Here is a 19974-nt window from a genome sequence, read left to right as displayed (position 1 = left end):
GGATACGGGCATACGCATTTTCTCTCTGGGGCTGTTCCTGTTGTTCTGGGGCAGCCTTTCAGCCTTTTTGAGTGACCCACAGATCCTACCGTCACCATCACAAGTTCTAATGGAGATGAGCGCGCTGTGGCAAAAGGGCAAGCTGCAGGAAAACCTCATTGCGACCGGCTGGCGCGTCTTTGCCGCATTTGGGCTGGCGATGATCATTGGTGGCGCGTTTGGATATGTGATGGGCAAGTCCGATGAGTTGGATGCCTGGCTGGATCCCTGGTTGATCATCTTTCTGAACCTTCCAGCCCTCGTCCTGATTGTGCTTTGTTATCTTTGGGTTGGACTGAATGAATTTGCTGCGGTGTTAGCGGTTACCCTAAGCAAGGTACCGATGACCACTACAATCATCCGGGAAGGTGCGCGAAACGCCTCTTGGGAATTGCGCGATCTGGCAACTGTGTATCGTCTGCCGGCGTTGACCAGGTTGCGCCACATCATTTTGCCTGAATTGTTCCCCCATATAGTCTCGGCCGCAAGAACGGGTTTTTCCGTGATTTGGAAGATTGTTCTAGTCGTTGAGTTTCTGGGACGCCCGAACGGTATTGGCCGGCAGATTCACACGCAGTTCTCTCTCTTCGATGTCACGGGTGTTCTTGCCTACGCACTGAGCTTTGTTGTCTGCATTCTCTTCATCGAATTCGCGATCATGCAGCCCAGTGAAAAGCGTATGGGAAGGTGGCGGGCCAATGCTAAAGCTTGATCTTCTTTGTAAATCATTTGCTGGGCATTCCGTTCTGGAAGACATTCATCTGGACCTACGCCAAGGTGATCGGGTTGCCGTCATGGGTCCCTCAGGCATTGGAAAAACAACGCTGCTCAGAATTATCGCGGGGTTAGACACTCGGTTTCGCGGTGTCCGGAAAACGCCCGATGAGATTGCGTTGATGTTTCAAAATCCAACTCTGTTGAATTGGCGCACGGCCGAGGAAAATCTACGAATATTTCATCCTGATGCTGGCGAACGTGAGGTGCGACAGGCACTCAAGCAAGTCGGATTGGAAGAGAAAGCCAGCCACTATCCCCAGCAGCTTTCTGTGGGGCAACAGAGGCGCCTTGCGCTGGCGCGCTGCTTTTTGACCGCTGCACCTCTTGTGTTGCTAGACGAACCCTTCACCTCTCTTGATCCAAGCCTGCGAAGTGAGATGCTGTCGCTCACGCGAGAATTTCTGGATCAATCAAATAGCACCATGGTCCTGGTCACTCATTCTCACGATGAGGCAATTGCACTGGGCGCAAGGTGTTTTCAGCTTTTCAGTGAAAAGAAGAAAAGCGCGGAGCTTGTAGCGATATGATCTGGAGAGGATGTATTGATCTAGCTTTTACATCCATCATTGCTTTGCTCTTGGTCTTTGCGTGCACGCCTCAGGCGGCAGCAGAACTTGTCGATGAAACCGAGCTAAAGGATGCAGTAATTGCCCCATATAGTCTTGGGAGCCCAACGGATATCGCTGGGGTTTGGCAGCTGTTGAATGGCAGTGGTGCGCAAGAGGGGTATGTTATTCAGTCAGAAGCCATCTCACCGCTTCCTGGTTTCTCGGGTGCGGTAATCAATATGATGGTGTTGCTGGATCTTGAGGGGGGCTTCATTGACGTGAAGCTTTTGAACCAAAGCGAGCCCATTTTTGTATCCGGTTTGGGTGAAGCTCCATTGCGCCGATTCCTTGAGCAATATCGCGGATTGTCGATCAATACACCGATCACCATTGGAAGCAGCTACGGCTCAGGCGGCAGTGGATCCTTGGTCTATCTGGATGGCGTGACCAAGGCGACCGCATCCGTCAGGATCGCCCATGAGAGTATCATGGCAGCGGCACGCGAGGTGGCGCGTCAAAAGCTCAAGGGTATTGCGCGTCCGCAAGTGAAAGTTGTTCCAAAGCAAGGGTTAGAGCTTTCTCTCACATGGGATGAATTGGTCGAGCAGGGCAATGCCAGGCAAGTGAAGACCACACATGGCGAAGTGCGGGCAAAATTTTCCGGAACTTTGTGGCAGAGTGATGACCCTTTTCCCGATGCAGCGGATGATGATCACTTTATTGATCTGTGGATATTGGATGTCACGGCCCCATCCATCGCGCGGGCAATCATGAACGACCGGATGTATCGCGATTGGCAACGACTTGGCGACATTTCCCCCGACGACCAGACCATTCTTTTGATTGAAGCTGGGGATCACGGTCTTGTATCTGAAAATTTTATTCGCAATACCGCCCCATCATGGATTGAAGTCACTCAGGATGAATTCCCTGTTTCATCAAGAGATGCAGATCTGTTAATTGATCTGAAAGAAGATGTGCCAGATGGAAAGGCGATGGTCATAAGGCTCGATCGTCGTCTGGGTTTTAATCCGGTACGCGATTGGCAGCTTAGTCTGCTGGCCGTTCGCCATCACGGGATGCTCCAGCCCGAAGAAGGACAGGCACGGTTCACCTGGACGGTCAAATCGGATGAGAGATTTTTTGATGTTTTGATCCCGCCTAAACCGCTCTCACCGTTCGAGAGTACGGTGCTAAATCGGCGCACCGACCTCGTTCTTCTCGCGGGATTTATTGTGCTCGTGTGCACCATTATGGTGTTAAACCGAAGTTTTGTGAGACATCGCAGATATCGCCTTATGCGATATACAGTTCTTGTAATCACATTGGGATTTGTAGGCTGGTGGGGGCAGGGTCAACTTTCAATCCTGACACCGATTGCGACCCTGACTGCCATGCTCGCGGGGAAGTCACTTAGCTTCCTGCTTTATGATCCATTTTCGCTTGTCCTCTGGGGCGCAGCTATCATTGGTTTTCTTATTTGGGGTCGTGCCCTGTATTGCGGCTGGCTTTGCCCCTTTGGCGCCATGCAGGAGTTCGTAGGCCTTGTAGCGCGGCGGTTTGGTATAAAGCAGATCAAGATCTCTGATAGGTGGGATCAGCGTCTGAAGGTGGTAAAATATCTGGTGCTGAGTGGTCTGTTTCTCATTGTACTGGATGCTCCGGAACATGTGGAGGCTGCCACCGAGGTTGAGCCTTTCAAAACAGCAATCTCGGTTTTCTTCCAACGCGAATGGTATTTTGTCTTTTACGCTGTCTTTTGCTTGCTCGCATCATCGGTCGTTTTCAAAGCCTATTGCCGATACCTCTGCCCACTTGGTGCGTTGATGGCTATCGGCGGATGGCTTCGCCTGTCGCCTTGGATCAAGCGCCGAGGTGAATGCGGATCGCCTTGTCAGCTGTGTAAAGTCAAATGCGACTACGGCGCTATCAAAACCTCAGGGGCCATCGACTATTCGGAGTGTTTCGGCTGTTTGGATTGCGTCGACATTTATGTAGACCGCAACAAATGTGTCCCGCTGGTTGTCTCTGAGAAACGCAAGGCTCGGGTGGCGTGATGCAAAGACGAACTCTTCTCAGATTGGGAACGGCGGCACTGGGCGCGATGGCGCTGGTGGGATATGAACCCAGTCGTCGGGTTTGGAAGGGCAGGGGCTTTGGCTCTGACCTATCCGTAACCTTCCATGACAGTGGTGGAGACACGGAGCAAACCTTTGCCGAAATTGAACACGAGGTTGATCGGCTCGAAGATGTGTTCAGCTTGTTTCGCCCACACTCATCCCTCTCTCAGTTGAACCGCGACGGGACATTGGATGATCCGCCAGTTGAACTGGTCGAGGTGCTTGAGCTGTCCCGCCTGATCTGGTCGACAACGGAAGGGCTGTTTGACCCAACCGTTCAATCTGTCTGGCGTGTAAATCAGCCCGCTCGGAACGCAGTGTTAGGGTTTGAGAACGTAGAAATTCGAAAGGATTTAATCCGCTTCCGGGACGCCGGCATGGCTCTCACGCTCAACGGGATCGCTCAGGGTTACGCAAGTGATCGCCTGGCACAAATGTTGCATCGTCACGGTCACTCGGAGCACCTGATAAATCTGGGTGAATTTGCTGCTGGTGAAGGCGCCTGGCGACTGGCAATCGAAAACGATCAGGCTCAAAGATTGGCACATACAGATCTGCAAAACCTCGGCTTGGCGACGAGTTCACCGAGCGCTTTGACACGAGCAAACGGCGAAGCTCATATTATCCATCCGTTTGGTAAAGCGCCAATGTGGTCAACGGTATCAATTGAAGCACGGAGTTCAGCAATGGCAGACGGGCTTTCCACTGCGCTCACGCTCATGCCCAAGTCGCAGATCGATCGTCTCGACCTGAAATCCCTTGGGGTAACAAAGGTTTGGCTGGAAGACGAAAATGGTGTGGTCACCAAAAACAGGGTGTGATTAATAGTCGGGAGCGGCGTGGCTTACACCATATCTCCTAAATATTTCTGTGATACGCCCATCAGCAATCGCATCGGAAATTGCGTAATCAGCTGCGTAAGACAGTTCGCGAAAGTTGTGACGAACTGCAATGCCCAACGTCCATGTGTCGAGCGAAAAATTCACCAAAGGTGGAGTGGCGACCTCGATTTCATCGCTTTGGTCCAGATGCTCCAAAACACTTTTGACGCCCATCACGGCATCAACTTCACCCGCTTCCATTGCGGTGAAAGCATCTTCGTGCTCGGGATAGTGCAAAATGTTGGACAGAAGCATGCCGCCATTGAAATTCGACAGATAAAAGTCCGATATCGTGTGGTTTTCAACGCCAACTTTGTGAAACCGGTAATAGGGGGTTGTTGGTGGATCGTCTGGAAATACCTCGAGACGATAAGCCGTTGCGAGTGTTTCGTTGAAGTACTGGCCGTTCAAAACGACAAATTCATTCCGGCATTGCAGGTCCTTGCTATAGGGGACGTGCATCATAATATTAGAGACCTGTCCACCGATCAACGGACCTTTCCAGATCTGATTGCGCAGATCGGCATCCACGTTCTCGTCTGCAGCCACAAAGTTGAAACGGGCCTCGACTCCAATATCCTGAGCGATGATGCGGGCGACCTCAATGTCGATCCCCAAGGGTTTACCGTTCTCTTCCCAAGAGAAGGGGGCAAAGTTCTCATAGACAGCAAAGGTCAGAAAACCTCGTTCAAGGATCGTATCATAGTCCTGACCGACATTGATCCTTGTGTCTGATCGCTTGGGGATCACATCGCCATAGCCTTTGGCCAAGTCTTCGCACCTTGCCCAGGCCATCTGAGCAGAGCCCGCCAACAGGCCAAGAACCAAAGCGATATGAAACCCTAAGCGCATGAGGATCAGCGCGCCGCTGACAAGCCGATGGTCAGGAGTTCGGCTGCCTTTGCAAAGCTCTCGGCGCTGCCGTCAAGCGCAAGTGCCGCACGGGATACCGCGGATTCCGCAACCGGTGCATCAGATCCTGTAACTGCCGACGCGTTGATGCTTGTCAGCTCGGTCTTCAGCGCTGCTACTTCTTCACCCAGAGAGGCCACATCCGTGCCTGCCTGAATTTCATTTGCACGACTGGTCAGCAGGTCGCGGATCGCGGAGAGGCGGGGTTGGTGATCATCAAAAGCCCCATCGTCCGGCCGGGTTTCCACATAGGTTCGGATCGCCCAGGCGGCTTCCTGACCAAGCAGATCACCGAAGGCTGGCATCTTTGTGATGCCATTTTGGGTCATCCCATGACGAAAACGCTCAAGATACCACTCGTCGCCGTCCCAATCTGCACTCAGGTAACGCAGATCCGGTGCCAATCCACCTGAGACCACTTCCAGCCCATGGCAGCGGGCACAGTTCTGGTTGTAACCTGATGCACCAATATCGATGGCGGTCTGCCAATTTTCATTGGCTGGGTCCCGCCAGGGATTTTCTTCAAGCCATTCTTCACCAAGACTGGGTAATCCGGCTGTATCGACGGCCTGCGGGGCAACGTCGCCATGTGCAAAAGCAACTGCGGAAGCCAGAACAAATGGTGGCACGAGGGATTGTATTGAGAGTTTCATCGCGTCTCCTCCAAACTTTTCCAACTTTGTAATCGGCGGATCGCGACGGCACTATTCGACCTTGGTCCAACTTCTAGAAATCTCTCAGATGATCCAAGCTGCGCTAAGGGAGGATTAGATGACGGATCAGATGGCGAACAAGTTGAAGGTGTTTCTGGGCGCTTTTGTTGCGTTGATGCTTTCAACGTGCGTGAGCATGGCAAGTGAATTGCGCGACGTTGAAATTCTCTATCTGAGGATCGCGACACCTGAACGCCCGACCTATTCAAATCTTGATCCAATTCCCGAAGATCTTGGCCTCACAGGTGCCAAACTTGCACTAGATGACAACAATACAACCGGTAGCTTCATGGGATATCGCTTTGTCATGGAGGCAGTTGATCTGGAAGAGGGTGATCTGGATGGCGCACGGCAGGCGTTGCGTTCCAGCAATGCGCCGTATGTTGTTCTAGACATGAACGCAGAAGAGATCATGAGCCTTGTAGACGGCAATGAGACACAACTCTTTTTCAATGTGCGTTCCTATGATGACAGTCTCAGGGCAGATGGGTGCCGTGCATCGCTTCTGCATACGTTACCAAGCTACTCGATGCGCGCAGACGCGCTTATGCAGTTCGTGTTGAAAAAGCGCTGGGGCGAGATGGCGCTTGTTGTTGGGAATACTCCTGAAGACAAAAATTTCGCAGATGCGCTTCGCAAATCATCTCGCAAGTTCGGCATGAGCTTTGCGACAGAAGAGCAGTGGGTTCTCGATGGAGACCTGCGCCGACAGGCGGGAGCCGAGGTGCCTTTGCTGACCCAAAAGCTCGGCGACTACGATGTGCTTTTTGTAGCTGATGAGCACAATGATTTTGCCCGCTACCTTATTTACAATACATGGCGTGCCCGGCCTGTGCTGGGTGGCGACGGGTTGCGTGCGACGGGTTGGGATCGGGTGAATGAGCAATGGGGCGCGGCCCAATTGCAAAGCCGGTTTCAAGAGATGGCAGGTCGCAACATGCAAGATATTGACTACGCCGCCTGGGCCGCATTGCGCGCCGTGGATGAAGCGCAGCTTCGAACCAATTTCGCAAGCCCCGAAGATATTCGCGGCTTTTTGCTCGATGGTGTCGAACTGGCGGGTTTCAAGGGGCGCCCGCTGTCCTTCAGAAACTGGAATGGACAGATGCGACAGCCAGTCGGGTTGACCCATGCATCCGCGCTTGTCGCGATGGCTCCACTTGAAGGTTTCCTTCACGCTGGCAACGAACTTGACAGTCTTGGTGTTGATGCACCGGAAAGCCACTGCACTGCATTTGGAGAATAGTGCCATGAAGATACGTACATGTTTGATGATGCTGAGCGCACTGATCCCGGCTGCCGCTTTTGGTGATGAGATTTGGGTATCAAACGAAAAAAGTGACACAATTTCTGTCATCGATATTGATCAATTGGAGGTCGTGAAAGAGTTTGAAGTCGGAGAACGTCCGCGCGGTATTCTGTTCTCAAACGACTTCAAATATCTCTACATATGCGCATCTGATTCCGATGCTGTGCAGGTGTTCGATGTAGAGGCCGGCAAGATTATCCACGAACTGCCATCAGGTGAAGATCCTGAGCAGTTCGCGCTGCATCCAGATGGCAAGCTGCTTTATATCGCCAATGAAGATGATGCGGTGACAACCGTTGTTGATACCGAAAGCCATCACGTTATTGCCCAAATCAACGTGGGTGTGGAACCGGAAGGCATGGCTGTCAGTCCCGATGGCAAGACCACGATAACCACGTCTGAGACCACCAATATGGCGCATTGGATCGACACTGAGACCAACGCAATCTACGCCAACTCTTTGGTTGATGCTCGTCCGCGTCACGCCGAGTTCACGGCAGACGGATCAAAGCTCTGGGTCAGTTCAGAGATTGGCGGGACTGTGGGGGTTTTCAATACAGCCGACCAAAGTCAGATTGCCAAGGTCGAATTTGAAATCACCGGGGTTCACCCTGATAAGGTACAACCGGTTGGTGTTGAGCTGAATGCTGACAATAGTCTGGCTTATGTGGCGCTTGGACCGTCCAACCACGTCGCCGTGGTGGATACCGCGACCTATGACGTGCTTGATTACATTCTTGTGGGGCGTCGGGTCTGGCACATGGCCTTTTCGCCTGACGGAACCAAACTCTTCACCACAAACGGTGTTTCCGGAGATGTGAGTGTTGTCGACCTCGCAACCAACAAAGCCATCAAATCTATCAAAGTAGGTCGTTTCCCTTGGGGAGCGGTTGCCCGTCCGACCAATTAAGGAGTTCACAATGAGAAAAGCAATAATCCTCGCCGGTCTGCTTGCCGCAAGCCCCGCATTTGCGGATGACGATGATGATGGTCTGGGCATGGCTGGACTGCTGTCTGGTTCGAACAAAGTAGATTTGCCAGAGGTCATTCTGTCAGTTGGTGAGCCGCTGGCGGATGCGCCATGGGAACTGAAATCCGGCAAATACTACGAGGTCGAGATCACCGCGGATGGATCAGGGGAAATCGGGTTGTCTGGCAGTGATTTTTTCCGGGCTATCTGGGTGGATGAGATCGTCATTGAGGGATTGGAAACCCGCCCCTATGCGCTGCATTCAATTGAGTTTGATGACGCGGGTACTATGGAAATCGGGTTTGTTGCGATCAAACCGGGCCGATACGAATTGCGCATTCCGGGAAGCACGGGTGAAAGCCAAAGGATCGAGATCGAGATTAAATGACTGATGCGGTGACCCTTGACGGCGTAGACCTGAGCTATGGTTCTCGGGCTGTTCTTTCCAAGTTTTCGCTAAAACTTGGAGTGGGGTCATTTTCGGCACTTCTCGGTCCCAACGGGGCAGGGAAATCCACTGTATTCAACCTGATTGCAGGTCTGTTGCTCCCTGATAACGGGGACGTTCGCGTGATGGGCAACTCGACCAAAACCTCCCGTGCCGGATTGCGCCATGTCGGTATGGTGTTTCAGCAATCTGCTCTGGATCTCGAACTGTCGGTTGTTCAAAACCTTCGCTACTTTGCCGGGTTGCACGGAATGAAGAAACCCGGAGCTGAGATTGAACGCCTACTTTCGCAGTTCGGACTTGAAGGGCGCGAAAACAGCTCCGTACGCGATTTGAATGGCGGTCACCGCCGCCGCCTTGAGATCGCCCGCGCGCTGCTGCCCAGCCCAGAGATCCTGTTGCTTGATGAACCCACCACAGGATTGGATCCAGCGTCGAAGCAAGCCATTGTTGATGCGGTCCACGCGATGAGTGCCCAGGGGGTGACGGTTCTTTGGATCACGCATTTGCTTGATGAGCTATGGCCAGATGATGACGTTATCGTCATGCAGTCTGGCAATGTCGTAAGCCATGGCAGCTTTGCCGATCTTGGTGGAGCCACCGGATTGTCGCGGCACTATGCAGGCCATGAAAGGCCTCAGCTATGATTACAAGTTTCAAAGCCATTGTGATCCGTGAGTTGCTGCGCTTTCTGCACCAACGCGAAAGGTTCCTTGCTGCTCTCGTTCGGCCACTGGTCTGGTTGTTTATCTTTGGCGCAGGTTTTCGCGCAGCTCTCGGTCTTTCGATCATCCCCCCGTACGAGACCTACATTCGGTACGAGACCTACATTGTGCCGGGGCTTTGCGCGATGATTGTGCTGTTCAATGCAATGCAGTCTTCGCTTTCGATGGTCTATGATCGGGAAATGGGGTCCATGCGCCTGCTGCTGACCGCACCTGTGCCGCGCTGGTGGATCCTGCTTGCGAAACTCGTTGCGAGCGCCTTTGTCTCGGTTTTGCAGTGTATTGTCTTTCTCGCCATTGCCTATGCGTTTGATATTCGTATGCCACCAGGTGGCTATATCGCAGCGCTTCCCGCGCTTCTCCTTATTGGTTTGATGCTGGCCGCGATGGGTCTGTTCCTATCGTCCATGATCACTCGGCTTCAAAATTTTGCCGGGGTTATGAATTTCGTGATCTTTCCAATGTTTTTCCTGTCGACCGCGCTATATCCGCTTTGGCGTATGCAGGAAAATGCTCCGCATATTGCTTCGGTCGTGGAGTGGAATCCCTTCACCTACGCAATCGAGCTTGTTCGCTTTGCTCTGTACCAAAAGCTTGAATTCAATGCCCTGATATGGGTTTGCACTTGTACCATTGGCTTCTTCCTTCTCAGTCTGTGGGGGTACGATCCCAGAAAATCCATGTTCATGAGAAAGGTGCGTGAGTGACGCATCTCACCCGATGTTGGTGTACGGTTTTGTCAGGACTTAAATTGCATCAATGACCTAAGTGACGATGGGGCGATGCTAGCTGGATATTTCCTTTCCTGATCACAAAATGAAACAGTTATGGGGTCTCGTTGTTCCGAAAATCTGGACACGCTTGTTCTTGCTGATCGTAACAGCCACCCTTCCGACCTGGGTTGTCGTTGCTATTGCATTCCATTGGCTCGGGAAATGCGAGGAACTTCGTTCTGATCAAGCGCCTATTTAAGGCAGTGTATTGCGGGTGAGCGGGGGCGTTATCACAAGCTATACTTAGACGGTGAGGCTGATTGCTTGAAGACATGGATGTACGAAACGCTAAGAGGTTGGTAGCAAAAACAATGGCTTATCGTGGGTTAGCGGCTGGTGCGGCTGATGAGAAGCCAAGTCGCATGTATATTTGTTATGAAGTATCTGTAAAGCAGTCGCCTTGGCTCAAGCGCGAGGCGATAGCACCACTCCAGTCCAGCAGATTGCATCCACCGCGGTGCGCGGGACCTTGATTGCGACAGGAAATTCAGCAGCCCGCCGCAGGTTTTTATCGCGCCGACATTTCTCAGAGAATCTCTCCAGCGGGCGCAAAACTCCAGTTGCCGGGGAAAACCCATTCCGATCCATACAATGTCTGGTTTCAAGCCGTTGATTTCCTGAATGGTTTCTTCCTCGTCATCTTGGCCCGAAAAATATCCGTGGTGGGAACCGACGATCTTCAGCTGAGGATAAAGCTGGTGCACGTTTCTTACGGCAAGTTCATTTTCCTCTTGAGTTGCGCCGAGGATATAAAATGTCACCTCTTCGTCACAAGCGATCCGAGCTACATCGTGAAACAGGTCAGTGGTTGCACAACGCTCTCGAATGCCGCCTCGCCCAAATAGCCGAGATGCAAAAACCAGCGACTGACCATCAGCGCTGATCAGGTCTACAGTCTTCATGAGTTCGGAGGGGGTCCGGTCTGACGCGCCAGAAACCTGAGAAATGATCTGGCCATTGCTCGAGCTGAACAACAAAGGAGGTGCGGAAATACTTCTGGCCGCTTTCACGGCATCAATCATGACCCTGGCCGTTTCTTGTCGATCCAGTGCGGCAATTGTCATCCCCCCGATTGTTTCCACGGGAAATTCCGGCAAGAGCTGTGATTTTGGATGGAAATTGGTATTCATGTCATACCCCATTTCAAACAAGGAAGCTCTCAGGTCGCTGCTGAGACACTGACGATAGGCGTCTGTGGTTTGCGATTTAGCTCACCAAAGGTGCATTGGCCTCAAATCTGATGAGACCCGTTTTCCATTGGTGATAATGAAATCGAAAAGAATTTTGCTTTATTAAATCAAGCTAGCACGCCGTTGACAGGAAACGAATAAGATAAACGGTGGCCCATGATAGGAGGTATGATGTGAGCCTCATATTCATTATGGTTAGTATTTTCGCTGTCACGATGATGTAGTGCGTTTCCTCCCGCTTTGCGGCTTAATGGAACGTAATTTAAACCAAATTGCGCTAGGCTATTGATTTTGAACGCTGTGGAGTTGGCGCAGGACTTGCAGATGGGCAGGAATTGGGTGCCGTTTGCTTGTCAGCAAGGGGGGGCAATGAGCGCATCCTGGACCGACATGCCGATTGAGACACTTTCGCCAACAACACCGGAACTGGTGGAAGGCGAAAATGTCATTTCAACAGCCACATATACGTACCAAATCTTACAAGAGCTTGAGGCTGAGGGTATTCGATTTTGCCACTGGAAAAGCAATATTCGTCTGGCGGATACGTTGGCGGGGCGCGAAGATATCGATTTGCTTGTAGATCGGCGCGACGCGGTTGATTTCCTGTCGGAACTTAGCAAACACGATTTTAAGTTAGCAAAATCGAGATTTGGTACTGATCATCCAGGTATATTCCACGCGCTTGGTCTAGATGAGGCATTGGGTGAGGTTGTGGATGTTCACGCGCATCACTGGGTGTTAAGTGGTGACAGTTTCGTGAAAAATTTTCGATTTCCGGTGGTGGAGCCGCTGCTTGAAGGGCGGCAAAGGTTTCTTGGTGTTCCGGTGCCGTCCCCCGAGGCGGAATATCTACTGTTTGTACTGCGGATAGTTCTCAAGAGCGTCGCACCTGTCGAAATTCTGAAGGCGAACCTAAAATACGGGATCGTCGTTGATGAAATAAACTGGCTTAGAACCCGTGCGGACAGGGAAGGGGTCGAGGCCTTGCGCGCGGAGTGGTTTCCTTCTGTCAGCGAGAACTTGTTCCGCGAAGCAGAAGAAGCTGTCGCAGCCAAGAACGCGATGGCACGTAGATTTGGTGTTGGGGTACGTGTTGCGTGGCAACTCCGAAATATTCGGCGCTTGGGGTCTGCGCTAAGTTTGCTCTCACATGTGAGGCGTTTGGCGGCCTACACGCTCGCTCGATTTCAAAAACGCAAAGATCGTGTTTTACATTCCGGCGGTCTGATCATCGCGCTTGTTGGGCCGAAGGCGACAGGAAAATCAACCCTATCCAACGCTCTTGCCAAGCGGCTTGGTCGGCACCTGGACGTGATCCGCATTCATGCCGGAAAGCCACCTGTCACCGTGATCGGCTTTCTGCCGCGTCTTCTGTTGCCCATCGCCAGACGGTTGTTGCCACATGAAAGATTGCGCGAATACGAAAAACCGGAGCGTCGCAAGAAAAAGCGATATTCCATTTTTTACATCTTGCGCATGACTTTGCTTGCTTATGAGAGACGCAGCTTGCTTCGGAAAGCTTTACGTTATGCCACACGCGGAACCATTGTGATTTCAGATAGATACCCATCGGATCAGGCCGGGGCAATCGACAGCAATCGCTTTGACAGTGAAGCGATTGCTCAGGAAGGATCCGCATTCAAACGGTATCTGATGAAACTGGAAAAGCGGATGTATCAGGATGTGCCCAAGCCGGACCTAGTGTTGCGGTTGCAAGCCCCTATCGAGGTTGCACTTCAGAGGGATGGGACACGTCAAAAAACTGGTGGACCAGATGCAAATTCAGTCAGGCGGCGCTGGTCGCTGGAACAGGACATCCACTACGCGGGTATACCTGTTGTCGCCATTAACACCGCTCAATCAATCGAAGATACGAGTGTTGATGCGATGAAGGCCGTGTGGGGCGCGATGTAAAAAAACCAGAGGCCAGAGCAGAGCCGAATGAAGGGCTTGAAAGGCTGGAAATGAAAGAACTGGCGGAAGTGGCCACCACATTTGCGCCAGCGTTGCGCGTTCTCGCCGGGGGCGATAGCACGCGTTTTACGTTGGTACACGACAACAACCGCGCCGGGGCGCAGGTTGTCGCTCGTTTTGCGGCCATTCCAACTCTCAACAATCCGCGTGCCTTGTTTGCTCTGGACGCTCCTCCCCCGGCATGGCGTGCCGCACTTGAACCGCACGCCCGTGGCGCGGCCAGCCGATCAGCCCGAATGATTGCCCGTGCGCTTCAGGTCACGAGTTTCTTTGGCCTGCGCGATGTGCTGTTCAGAGATCGCATCGCTATTGTCTCGGAAGCGCAGCACAGCGAAGCACCGCTGCATTTGTTTCTTGCAGAGGTTCTGGGGCGAAACGACGTTTTCACGAATTTCCGTCTCGCTCCTGGTCGCCCGAACAGCAAGCCTGTCGTTCAGGTTGTTTCATCCGAAGGTGAGGTGCTTGCTTATGCAAAGTTTGGTTGGGAGAGCCTGACCAAACGGTTGATCCGAAATGAGGCCAAGACTTTGAGCGAACTGGCGTCACTGGCGTCAGGCCGCAAGATTAGCGTGCCGCGCATTCTTTGTTCGCGGGATTGGAATGGGCTGGAGGTGCTTGTGGTTGCGCCGGTGAACCCCAAAGGGACAACGCCATGGCAAACCACCGACATTTCAATCGAAGCCTCTATGACATTGCCGGGACGTGGATCTGAAATCCCTGAGCGTCTTGGTGAAAGCGCCTTTTGGCATCGGGTATCGGCAGAGATTGAGCGCACGGCGCCGCATATCGATGAAGATACGGGGCAGCATTTGCTATCGGCGCGCAGGGCCATTGAAAAGAGGTGGGGGGAAGTTGAAATGTTAAACGGTTTAAGCCATGGGGATTGGATTCCACCGAATATTTCTAAACACCGTGATGGCACGTTTAGCGTCTGGGATTGGGAGCGAAGCGAACCGGATGCGCCGCGTGGCGTTGATACTCTCCAGTTCATCTTGTTCGTAGAGCTTCGCAAACGAGGCGTCTCAGCCGATCTAGTGCAACATGTGATCACCCATGGGCGGCGTGCGCTTGAAGGGCAGGGGGTGAATCCGGAGTTGGTATATCTGCTGGCACCGCTGAGCCTTTTGCGGTCGCTGCTTTGGTATGGCGAAGCCCGTTTGGCGGGGCGTCGTGAGGTGAAAGACAATGAATTTGCACGCGCATTGGAGCTTTTTATCTCAGAAATGGAAAAACCGAACATCTATGCGCCAAGGGCCGCTGACACTGAACAGATGCAGCCTGCGCGCCCGCAGTCGCTTTCACGTGTCCTGAGCGGTGGCGAAGACTGGAATGTATCGGGAAATGGGGGGGGCAAATGAAAACGGAATTCTTACGCCAACGGCTCATCAGAAGCACACCGGTGGATCTGGGTGATATGCCACCCCCTATCAACAGCAATGATGGTGAAGCAGAGATTTCTTTAAGAGAGCTGTTGCGGATATTTCAAAGGCAGCTTCGGTTCATACTAATTGTGGTTGCCATTCTGACGGCGCCGGTTGCTCTTATTGCGTATTGGTTAGAGCAGAAATACACGGCTGTGGCCTCGGTTCTGGTCGAACCGCTCCCGCTGATTAATCCGCTTGCAGATGTGTCGACAGCAGCCCAGCGACCTGATCCGGCATATCTTGAGACCATGGCAAGTGTGATCCGCTCAAGTGCGTTCACGTCGCAAATAATGGAAACCCTTGGGCTGTTCTCTGACCCGGAGTTTGTCCCCAATGCCATTCCAATATCTGGCAATGTTGGTCTGCCAAGCCCCAGTGGCAGTGGGTCGTCTGAAGATCCCCAGAATGCAACAATACTTGCGATTGATCGGCTAGAGCCAATGGCCGTCTTTGATGAGCGTCTTCAGGTCAGTCCCCAAAGCCAATCCTACGTGATCCGGATCAACTTTACCTCTCAGGATCCCAATAAGGCCGCTTTGATCGCCAATAGTGTCGCCCAACAATTTATCGATATGCAATTGGCCGAGAAATCTGCGGCCGTTCAGCGGGCAATTGCGGGTATTTCGGGCCAACTGGGTGTGGCCGAACTGGCTTTGAGGCGCGCTGAACAGGCCGTCGAAGAAATTCGGCGCGGGCACAATATTCTTTCTGCAAGCGTGGGACCGGTGTCTCATATGCAAACGGCTGAGATCGCACGCACCCTTGTTCAAACCCGGGCGAATTATGCTTTGGTCAAAGCCAAGTTGGAGGTCATTGCCGCGATACAAGCCAATAAAACAGGGGTCGAGGATCTGGCAGAGGTTACATCCTCTCCGGTCGTTGGCCAGCTTCGTCTTCACATCGTGGATATTGAAGCGCGGTTGCAAGAGGCTTCTGCGACCTACGGAGAGCAGCATGCGCTTACCAACACCATACGAAAAGAGCTGGAGACCACAGACAGGAAGTTGTTCGAAGAGGTTGGCCGCATCTATGGAGGGGTGGAACATGAAGCCACGATCATCGCCAATCAGATCATTGATCTTGAGCGACAACTTGCAGAGGCTGAAGAACTTAGCGCCCTGGAAAGCGTTACGGCCACCCGCCTTGAAAATGCGGAAAGTGACGTTATTGCAAAGCGCACCATCTATGAGGCGCTTTTACAACGTCAGGAAGAGGCAAAGGTTCAGGAGCGTTGGCTGACGCCAGATGTGCGCCTTATGTCAGCGGCGGCGGCTCCTTTGGAAATGAGCACTCCATCGCCAGCAAAAATCGTGTTGGCGGGTTTCGGCGTTGCCCTTGTGTTGGCATTGCTTCTGGCGTTTCTGCGCGAGCAGATGGATGGCAGCCTGCGCAGCAATCGTCAGGTTGAAAAGGAACTGGGTGTTGCCTGTCTGGGACTCATACCAGAAATCGGCGACCAACCCGCAGGGCAAACACCACTTGTTCTCCGGGCGCCGAGGTCATCGTTTGCCCAATCAGTCGGAGCGGTTTGGGCGCAGATGCAGATCGCATTGCCTACGGCGAAGGTGGTTCTCGTCACCTCTGCTTTGCCGAATGAGGGATCGAGTTCTCTTGCTGAAAATCTCGCCTGCTGTGCCTATCAGTCAGACGGGATGCTAACAGCTTTGGTGGATTTTGATCTTTGGTGTTCACGGGAAGAAGGTTTGGTGGATCGGAACGATACTCCGGGTATTTCCGACATGCTACGCCATGACACGTCTCACTCCTTCACACTGAAAGACATTGCGAGAAGCGACCCTGAGACGGGCGTGGACGTGTTTCCTGTTGGCAAGCGCCTGACCGGTGGGGTCGAGTTGAGCGGGTCTGGGGCTGTTTCGGGGCTGATTGATGATTTGCGCAAGCAATACGATATGGTCATTATCGACGCCCCTCCGCTCCTTGGTGTGAGCGATGCGCGTCGCCTTGCCTATTATGCGGATGCGGCGCTGCTTGCGATCCGTTGGGGCACGACGAGGCGCGATGTTGCGTCATCTGCGCTCCAGACCTTGATGCAGTCAAAGGCTCAGGTTGTAGGAGCGGTGCTTACCAAAGTCGACGCAAAAAGACAGTCGCTTTACGGGCGGGGTGATGGCGTTCAATACGGTGACCAGTTCAAGCGTTACCATTCGGCCTGAGTGTGAGCCATGAACGATTATCTTCAACCCTATCGTCTGTTTCCACTTCGATCCGCCTTTCGAGGCCCATGTATTCGATCAGGTTATAGACTGAAACACGTGGTGATTTGGGAGGCCGTGGCCAGATCCGATTTGCCTGGTTGGGGCAATCACTACGGAATTGTGAGTATTTCTGGGGGAGGGCGGTTGATCCATGGGTCAGTTGCAAGTTGACACCGGAGTAAACAGCATGGGCGGCCCGCTGATGTCGGGGGTGGCGTCCGATACTGGACTGGGGCTTGTGCGCTCGCGCGTGCTTATACAGCTCTTTGTACTTGGACTTCCGCTTTGGTGGATGTTGGGCCTTGACTGGGCTTTTGCCCCGCTGTTGGCCGCTTGTCTGGTTTTTTGTTCTCTTTCGACCTACAGCCGCTTTGTGGCCTCGGACTATCTGATGCTGGCATTGATTGTGTGCCTATTGTTGACAGCCTACATCAACGGACTGCTGATCGGGGGTAAGCCAACACGGTTCCTTGCGGCGATATATAATCTGTTCATCTTGACGTCCGGTTTCATAATGCTGAAAGCGGTCCGCGAGCAGATCAAGAGCGATGCCGTGTCCAGGATGCTCCTCAAATGCTGTTTCATCGCATTTGTTGGTATGACGGCGGTTGTTTGGTCATGTGTGGTGATTGCCTATGCATTGAACCAGTTCGCATTGGAGGTGCCGAGTTTATTTGGGCTTCTGTTTGGACGAATTGTTCCGGATTCCGCACCGTTGATCAGAGATTCCACGGTACTCACCTTTACCAGACCTGATTGGGGTCTGCCCGGCGTCCCAATGCCGCGTATATCTGTTTATGGTCCGTATCCGACCGCCACCGCTGCTACTGTTGCGGTGCTGGGATCCATGGCGTTGCTGTTCCTTCAAAAGCATGGTCGTTGGCGTAGATTTTCCGTCCCTGCTTTCGAAATATTGCTTATAGTTACAATCGCCACAACACTCACACGATCAGTCCTTGGTGGTTGGGTTATGGGGGCGATTGTTGCCAACTTAATATTCGGAACGCCAATTCGTCGTATCCTTGCCAGCGCGGCCCTTATATGTGCGCTGATCGCTGTGCCCTATGCTCAGGACACAGGCAAAGCCCTTGAGTATCGAGCCTATAGTTCTGAAAGTCGCTTTGAGAACTATCTCTACGCAGTTGAAAAAACCTTCCACGAAAATCCGGTTTTCGGTCTTGGGATCAAGCCGCGCGAAGCCGGCAAGCATATTGCCGTCGGATCCCACTCAACATTTGTGTCCTTCTTCACAAAAGGGGGGGGGATCGCATTCAGTCTTGTCGTAGCATTTTTTGTGCTTACGCCATTGCTACGATGGTTTGTAATCATCGCGGTTCCCACTGACAAAATCAGAAGATCAAAGGCTGAGTTGCGAATTCTATTAAACCTTCAAATCGCAATTTGGGTCTGGATGTGTTTCGAGGATATCGATGCTCCTGCCTCTGCAGCGTTGCTAATCTTTATTTCGTGGGCCTTTATTGAACAGGGTTTGCGTGTGCAAGTTGGGGGTCGGTCGCACCGACCAATGAGCACGGAAAAGATGCCTGCGAGTGGGCGCGAGGAGAGCTCTTATGAGGAAATCTGAAGAGGAAGAAAACGCGCCACCTTGGTTTGGAAAAATGAATTCACGTTTAATCGGTGTTTTCATAATTCGCAGCTTGGGTATCGTCGCCTTGCTCGGATTTGAAATTGCGCTTGCTCGTTCACTCGGTGTTGCCGGTTATGGGAGCTTCAGCTTTTTGCTTGCGATTGCAGTCGTGGTTTCCCGCCTTGCGTCGCTGGGATGGCTGAATGCGACAACGCGACTCGTCAGCGTATTCATAAGTACAATGAGTTATGAGTTGCTTAAAGGAAGCCTTGTTGTTGCAATTGTTGCGACCTGGCTTGGCATTGCTTTCGCAGCGGTTGTGTTGGGTGTCGCAGTGGTTAGCTTCGAGTTACTCACACTCCATGAAGCCTACATGTTCATTTTACCATTGGCGGCCGGGCTCGCATTTCTTGAGCTGAACCGATTTGTGTTGAGAGGATTGAACGCCGGTGATGTCGGAGAGCTGTACCCGTTTCTTCTGCTACCAGCCATTTCCGCAATCGCAATCTGGGCGTTGTCGATTGTGGAAGTCGGCCGCGCGATTCATGTCTATTCCACTATTGTTGCGGCCCTTGTCCTGCTTTCTACAATTTCGATTGTTAGCCGCTTGCCAGGATCACTCTGGACTAGCAAGCCAGAGTTTCGAACGCGCCAATGGGTATTGACCGCGTTTGCGATGCTCGTTGGCGCTGCAGGTCATGAATTATCTGTGCGCATGGCGGTGCTTGTTCTTGGTGGTCTCGGCAACGAGATTGACGCAGGTCTTTACCAGGTGGCGGCACGGCTCTCACTCATGACGGTTTTTGTTCTGCGCGTGCTGACACCGGTTGCTGCGCCCAAAATCAGCGTATTATTCCATGCTGGAAAATGGGAAGAGCTGCGGGCGATATACTGGCGCCTGTGCGGGCTGGCATTTGTCGGGGCGCTCCCGTTTGTTCTCTTGTTTTGGCTTTTCCCTCAGTGGGTGCTGAGCTGGTTCGGAGAAGGTTTTGAGGAAAGCGCCCCTATCTTGCGCATTCTGGGTCTTGGGTATCTCGCATCCGCCGCGGTGGGTCCGTGTGGGACGGCCCTTTTGATGATTGGTCGCGAGAAATTCTACAGCATTCTAACCGGGTCCACCGTCGTTCTTAATGGCATCGGATGCTACATTCTTGCGCAATATTTTGGTGGAATTGGCGCAGCGATCGCCGCGGTGGTGGTGATTTTCATAAACAACGGAATTTGCTTTGTCGTCTTCCTTTGGGCAACGTCTGAGCAGCGGAAAACTGATTTCAGAACTGAAACGACACTCGGCTCCTGATTGGCCAACCCCAGTGGTATACGGCTTTCAAAGCGTCGTCTGGATCTGCAACCGCTTCAGGCTGGAT

The 19974-nt window shown here is 52.6% G+C and carries 17 protein-coding genes; 14 read left to right on the top strand and 3 right to left on the bottom strand.

The features are described from left to right. The first annotated feature begins 40 nt into the window (after positions 1-40). From O2N63_RS11285 to O2N63_RS11270, 4 genes are read left to right on the top strand one after another with little or no spacing between them, the layout of a single operon-like run. On the top strand, positions 41-751 hold the full coding sequence (locus O2N63_RS11285) for an ABC transporter permease (RefSeq protein WP_271054373.1): 711 nt from the start codon (positions 41-43) through the stop codon (positions 749-751). Beyond that, on the top strand, positions 738-1343 hold the full coding sequence (locus tag O2N63_RS11280) for an ABC transporter ATP-binding protein (protein ID WP_271054372.1): 606 nt from the start codon (positions 738-740) through the stop codon (positions 1341-1343). Before O2N63_RS11285 ends, O2N63_RS11280 begins: the two co-directional genes overlap by 14 nt. Further along, on the top strand, positions 1340-3421 hold the full coding sequence (locus O2N63_RS11275) for a 4Fe-4S binding protein (protein WP_271054371.1): 2082 nt from the start codon (positions 1340-1342) through the stop codon (positions 3419-3421). Before O2N63_RS11280 ends, O2N63_RS11275 begins: the two co-directional genes overlap by 4 nt. Next, positions 3421-4305: an FAD:protein FMN transferase gene (locus O2N63_RS11270; protein WP_271054370.1), complete on the top strand. Its 885-nt coding sequence runs from the start codon at positions 3421-3423 to the stop codon at positions 4303-4305. The genes O2N63_RS11275 and O2N63_RS11270 overlap by 1 nt, the downstream gene beginning before the upstream one ends. On the opposite strand, the gene O2N63_RS11265 is transcribed toward O2N63_RS11270, so the two are convergent. Both O2N63_RS11265 and pedF read right to left on the bottom strand, forming a co-directional pair. After that, on the bottom strand, positions 4306-5217 hold the full coding sequence (locus O2N63_RS11265) for a substrate-binding periplasmic protein (protein ID WP_271054369.1): 912 nt from the start codon (positions 5215-5217) through the stop codon (positions 4306-4308). Positions 5218-5222: 5 nt separating this feature from the next. Next, positions 5223-5930, bottom strand: a complete 708-nt coding sequence (pedF, locus tag O2N63_RS11260; protein ID WP_271054368.1) for a cytochrome c-550 PedF — start codon at positions 5928-5930, stop codon at positions 5223-5225. A 118-nt stretch (positions 5931-6048) separates the two neighbouring features. Between pedF and O2N63_RS11255 the strand changes: the two genes are divergently transcribed. From O2N63_RS11255 to O2N63_RS11235, 5 genes are read left to right on the top strand one after another with little or no spacing between them, the layout of a single operon-like run. Further along, positions 6049-7236, top strand: a complete 1188-nt coding sequence (locus O2N63_RS11255; RefSeq protein ID WP_271054367.1) for an ABC transporter substrate-binding protein — start codon at positions 6049-6051, stop codon at positions 7234-7236. Between the two features lie 4 nt (positions 7237-7240). Beyond that, positions 7241-8209, top strand: a complete 969-nt coding sequence (locus O2N63_RS11250) for a YVTN family beta-propeller repeat protein (RefSeq protein ID WP_271054366.1) — start codon at positions 7241-7243, stop codon at positions 8207-8209. A 10-nt stretch (positions 8210-8219) separates the two neighbouring features. Beyond that, a complete protein-coding gene (locus O2N63_RS11245) occupies positions 8220-8657 on the top strand; it encodes a cupredoxin domain-containing protein (RefSeq protein WP_271054365.1) in 438 nt (145 codons plus the stop codon). Further along, positions 8654-9364 (top strand): ATP-binding cassette domain-containing protein, encoded by a 711-nt coding sequence (locus tag O2N63_RS11240; RefSeq protein WP_271054364.1) that lies wholly within the window; start codon positions 8654-8656, stop codon positions 9362-9364. The genes O2N63_RS11245 and O2N63_RS11240 overlap by 4 nt, the downstream gene beginning before the upstream one ends. Then, positions 9361-10149, top strand: a complete 789-nt coding sequence (locus tag O2N63_RS11235) for an ABC transporter permease (protein WP_271054363.1) — start codon at positions 9361-9363, stop codon at positions 10147-10149. The genes O2N63_RS11240 and O2N63_RS11235 overlap by 4 nt, the downstream gene beginning before the upstream one ends. A 392-nt stretch (positions 10150-10541) precedes the next feature. On the opposite strand, the gene O2N63_RS11230 is transcribed toward O2N63_RS11235, so the two are convergent. Next, positions 10542-11345 carry a WecB/TagA/CpsF family glycosyltransferase gene (locus O2N63_RS11230; RefSeq protein WP_271054362.1) on the bottom strand — a complete coding sequence of 268 codons (804 nt, stop codon included), beginning with the start codon at positions 11343-11345 and terminating at the stop codon, positions 10542-10544. 429 nt (positions 11346-11774) lie between these two features. On the opposite strand from O2N63_RS11230, the gene O2N63_RS11225 reads away from it, so the two are divergent. The 5 genes from O2N63_RS11225 to O2N63_RS11205 all read left to right on the top strand — a co-directional run bounded on the left by O2N63_RS11225 (position 11775) and on the right by O2N63_RS11205 (position 19907). Beyond that, on the top strand, positions 11775-13319 hold the full coding sequence (locus O2N63_RS11225; RefSeq protein WP_271054361.1) for a hypothetical protein: 1545 nt from the start codon (positions 11775-11777) through the stop codon (positions 13317-13319). 50 nt (positions 13320-13369) lie between these two features. Then, positions 13370-14737, top strand: coding sequence for a hypothetical protein (locus O2N63_RS11220; RefSeq protein ID WP_271054360.1), 1368 nt, complete (start codon positions 13370-13372; stop codon positions 14735-14737). Then, complete coding sequence (locus tag O2N63_RS11215; protein ID WP_271054359.1) at positions 14734-16977, top strand: GumC family protein; 2244 nt, start codon at positions 14734-14736, stop codon at positions 16975-16977. Before O2N63_RS11220 ends, O2N63_RS11215 begins: the two co-directional genes overlap by 4 nt. A 433-nt stretch (positions 16978-17410) precedes the next feature. Further along, positions 17411-18604 (top strand): O-antigen ligase family protein, encoded by a 1194-nt coding sequence (locus O2N63_RS11210; RefSeq protein ID WP_271054358.1) that lies wholly within the window; start codon positions 17411-17413, stop codon positions 18602-18604. Continuing rightward, entirely contained in the window at positions 18591-19907 is a 1317-nt protein-coding gene (locus tag O2N63_RS11205) for a lipopolysaccharide biosynthesis protein (RefSeq protein WP_271054357.1), read from the top strand. The genes O2N63_RS11210 and O2N63_RS11205 overlap by 14 nt, the downstream gene beginning before the upstream one ends. Positions 19908-19974: the final 67 nt, after the last annotated feature.

The sequence above is a fragment of the Aliiroseovarius salicola genome, assembly GCF_027891095.1.
GTDB classification, from domain to species: domain Bacteria; phylum Pseudomonadota; class Alphaproteobacteria; order Rhodobacterales; family Rhodobacteraceae; genus Aliiroseovarius; species Aliiroseovarius salicola.
This window is presented reverse-complemented; position numbering and strand designations above follow the sequence as displayed.

What these genes read in the sequence shown, in the direction of transcription:
- O2N63_RS11280 (WP_271054372.1), top strand. Translation starts at nt 738, where the DNA reads ATGCTAAAGCTTGATCTTCTTTGTAAATCATTTGCTGGGCATTCCGTT.
- O2N63_RS11275 (WP_271054371.1), top strand. Translation starts at nt 1,340, where the DNA reads ATGATCTGGAGAGGATGTATTGATCTAGCTTTTACATCCATCATTGCT.
- O2N63_RS11270 (WP_271054370.1), top strand. Translation starts at nt 3,421, where the DNA reads ATGCAAAGACGAACTCTTCTCAGATTGGGAACGGCGGCACTGGGCGCG.
- O2N63_RS11265 (WP_271054369.1), bottom strand. Translation starts at nt 5,217, where the DNA reads ATGCGCTTAGGGTTTCATATCGCTTTGGTTCTTGGCCTGTTGGCGGGC.
- pedF (WP_271054368.1), bottom strand. Translation starts at nt 5,930, where the DNA reads ATGAAACTCTCAATACAATCCCTCGTGCCACCATTTGTTCTGGCTTCC.
- O2N63_RS11255 (WP_271054367.1), top strand. Translation starts at nt 6,049, where the DNA reads ATGACGGATCAGATGGCGAACAAGTTGAAGGTGTTTCTGGGCGCTTTT.
- O2N63_RS11250 (WP_271054366.1), top strand. Translation starts at nt 7,241, where the DNA reads ATGAAGATACGTACATGTTTGATGATGCTGAGCGCACTGATCCCGGCT.
- O2N63_RS11245 (WP_271054365.1), top strand. Translation starts at nt 8,220, where the DNA reads ATGAGAAAAGCAATAATCCTCGCCGGTCTGCTTGCCGCAAGCCCCGCA.
- O2N63_RS11240 (WP_271054364.1), top strand. Translation starts at nt 8,654, where the DNA reads ATGACTGATGCGGTGACCCTTGACGGCGTAGACCTGAGCTATGGTTCT.
- O2N63_RS11235 (WP_271054363.1), top strand. Translation starts at nt 9,361, where the DNA reads ATGATTACAAGTTTCAAAGCCATTGTGATCCGTGAGTTGCTGCGCTTT.
- O2N63_RS11230 (WP_271054362.1), bottom strand. Translation starts at nt 11,345, where the DNA reads ATGAATACCAATTTCCATCCAAAATCACAGCTCTTGCCGGAATTTCCC.
- O2N63_RS11225 (WP_271054361.1), top strand. Translation starts at nt 11,775, where the DNA reads ATGAGCGCATCCTGGACCGACATGCCGATTGAGACACTTTCGCCAACA.
- O2N63_RS11220 (WP_271054360.1), top strand. Translation starts at nt 13,370, where the DNA reads ATGAAAGAACTGGCGGAAGTGGCCACCACATTTGCGCCAGCGTTGCGC.
- O2N63_RS11215 (WP_271054359.1), top strand. Translation starts at nt 14,734, where the DNA reads ATGAAAACGGAATTCTTACGCCAACGGCTCATCAGAAGCACACCGGTG.
- O2N63_RS11210 (WP_271054358.1), top strand. Translation starts at nt 17,411, where the DNA reads ATGCTGGCATTGATTGTGTGCCTATTGTTGACAGCCTACATCAACGGA.
- O2N63_RS11205 (WP_271054357.1), top strand. Translation starts at nt 18,591, where the DNA reads ATGAGGAAATCTGAAGAGGAAGAAAACGCGCCACCTTGGTTTGGAAAA.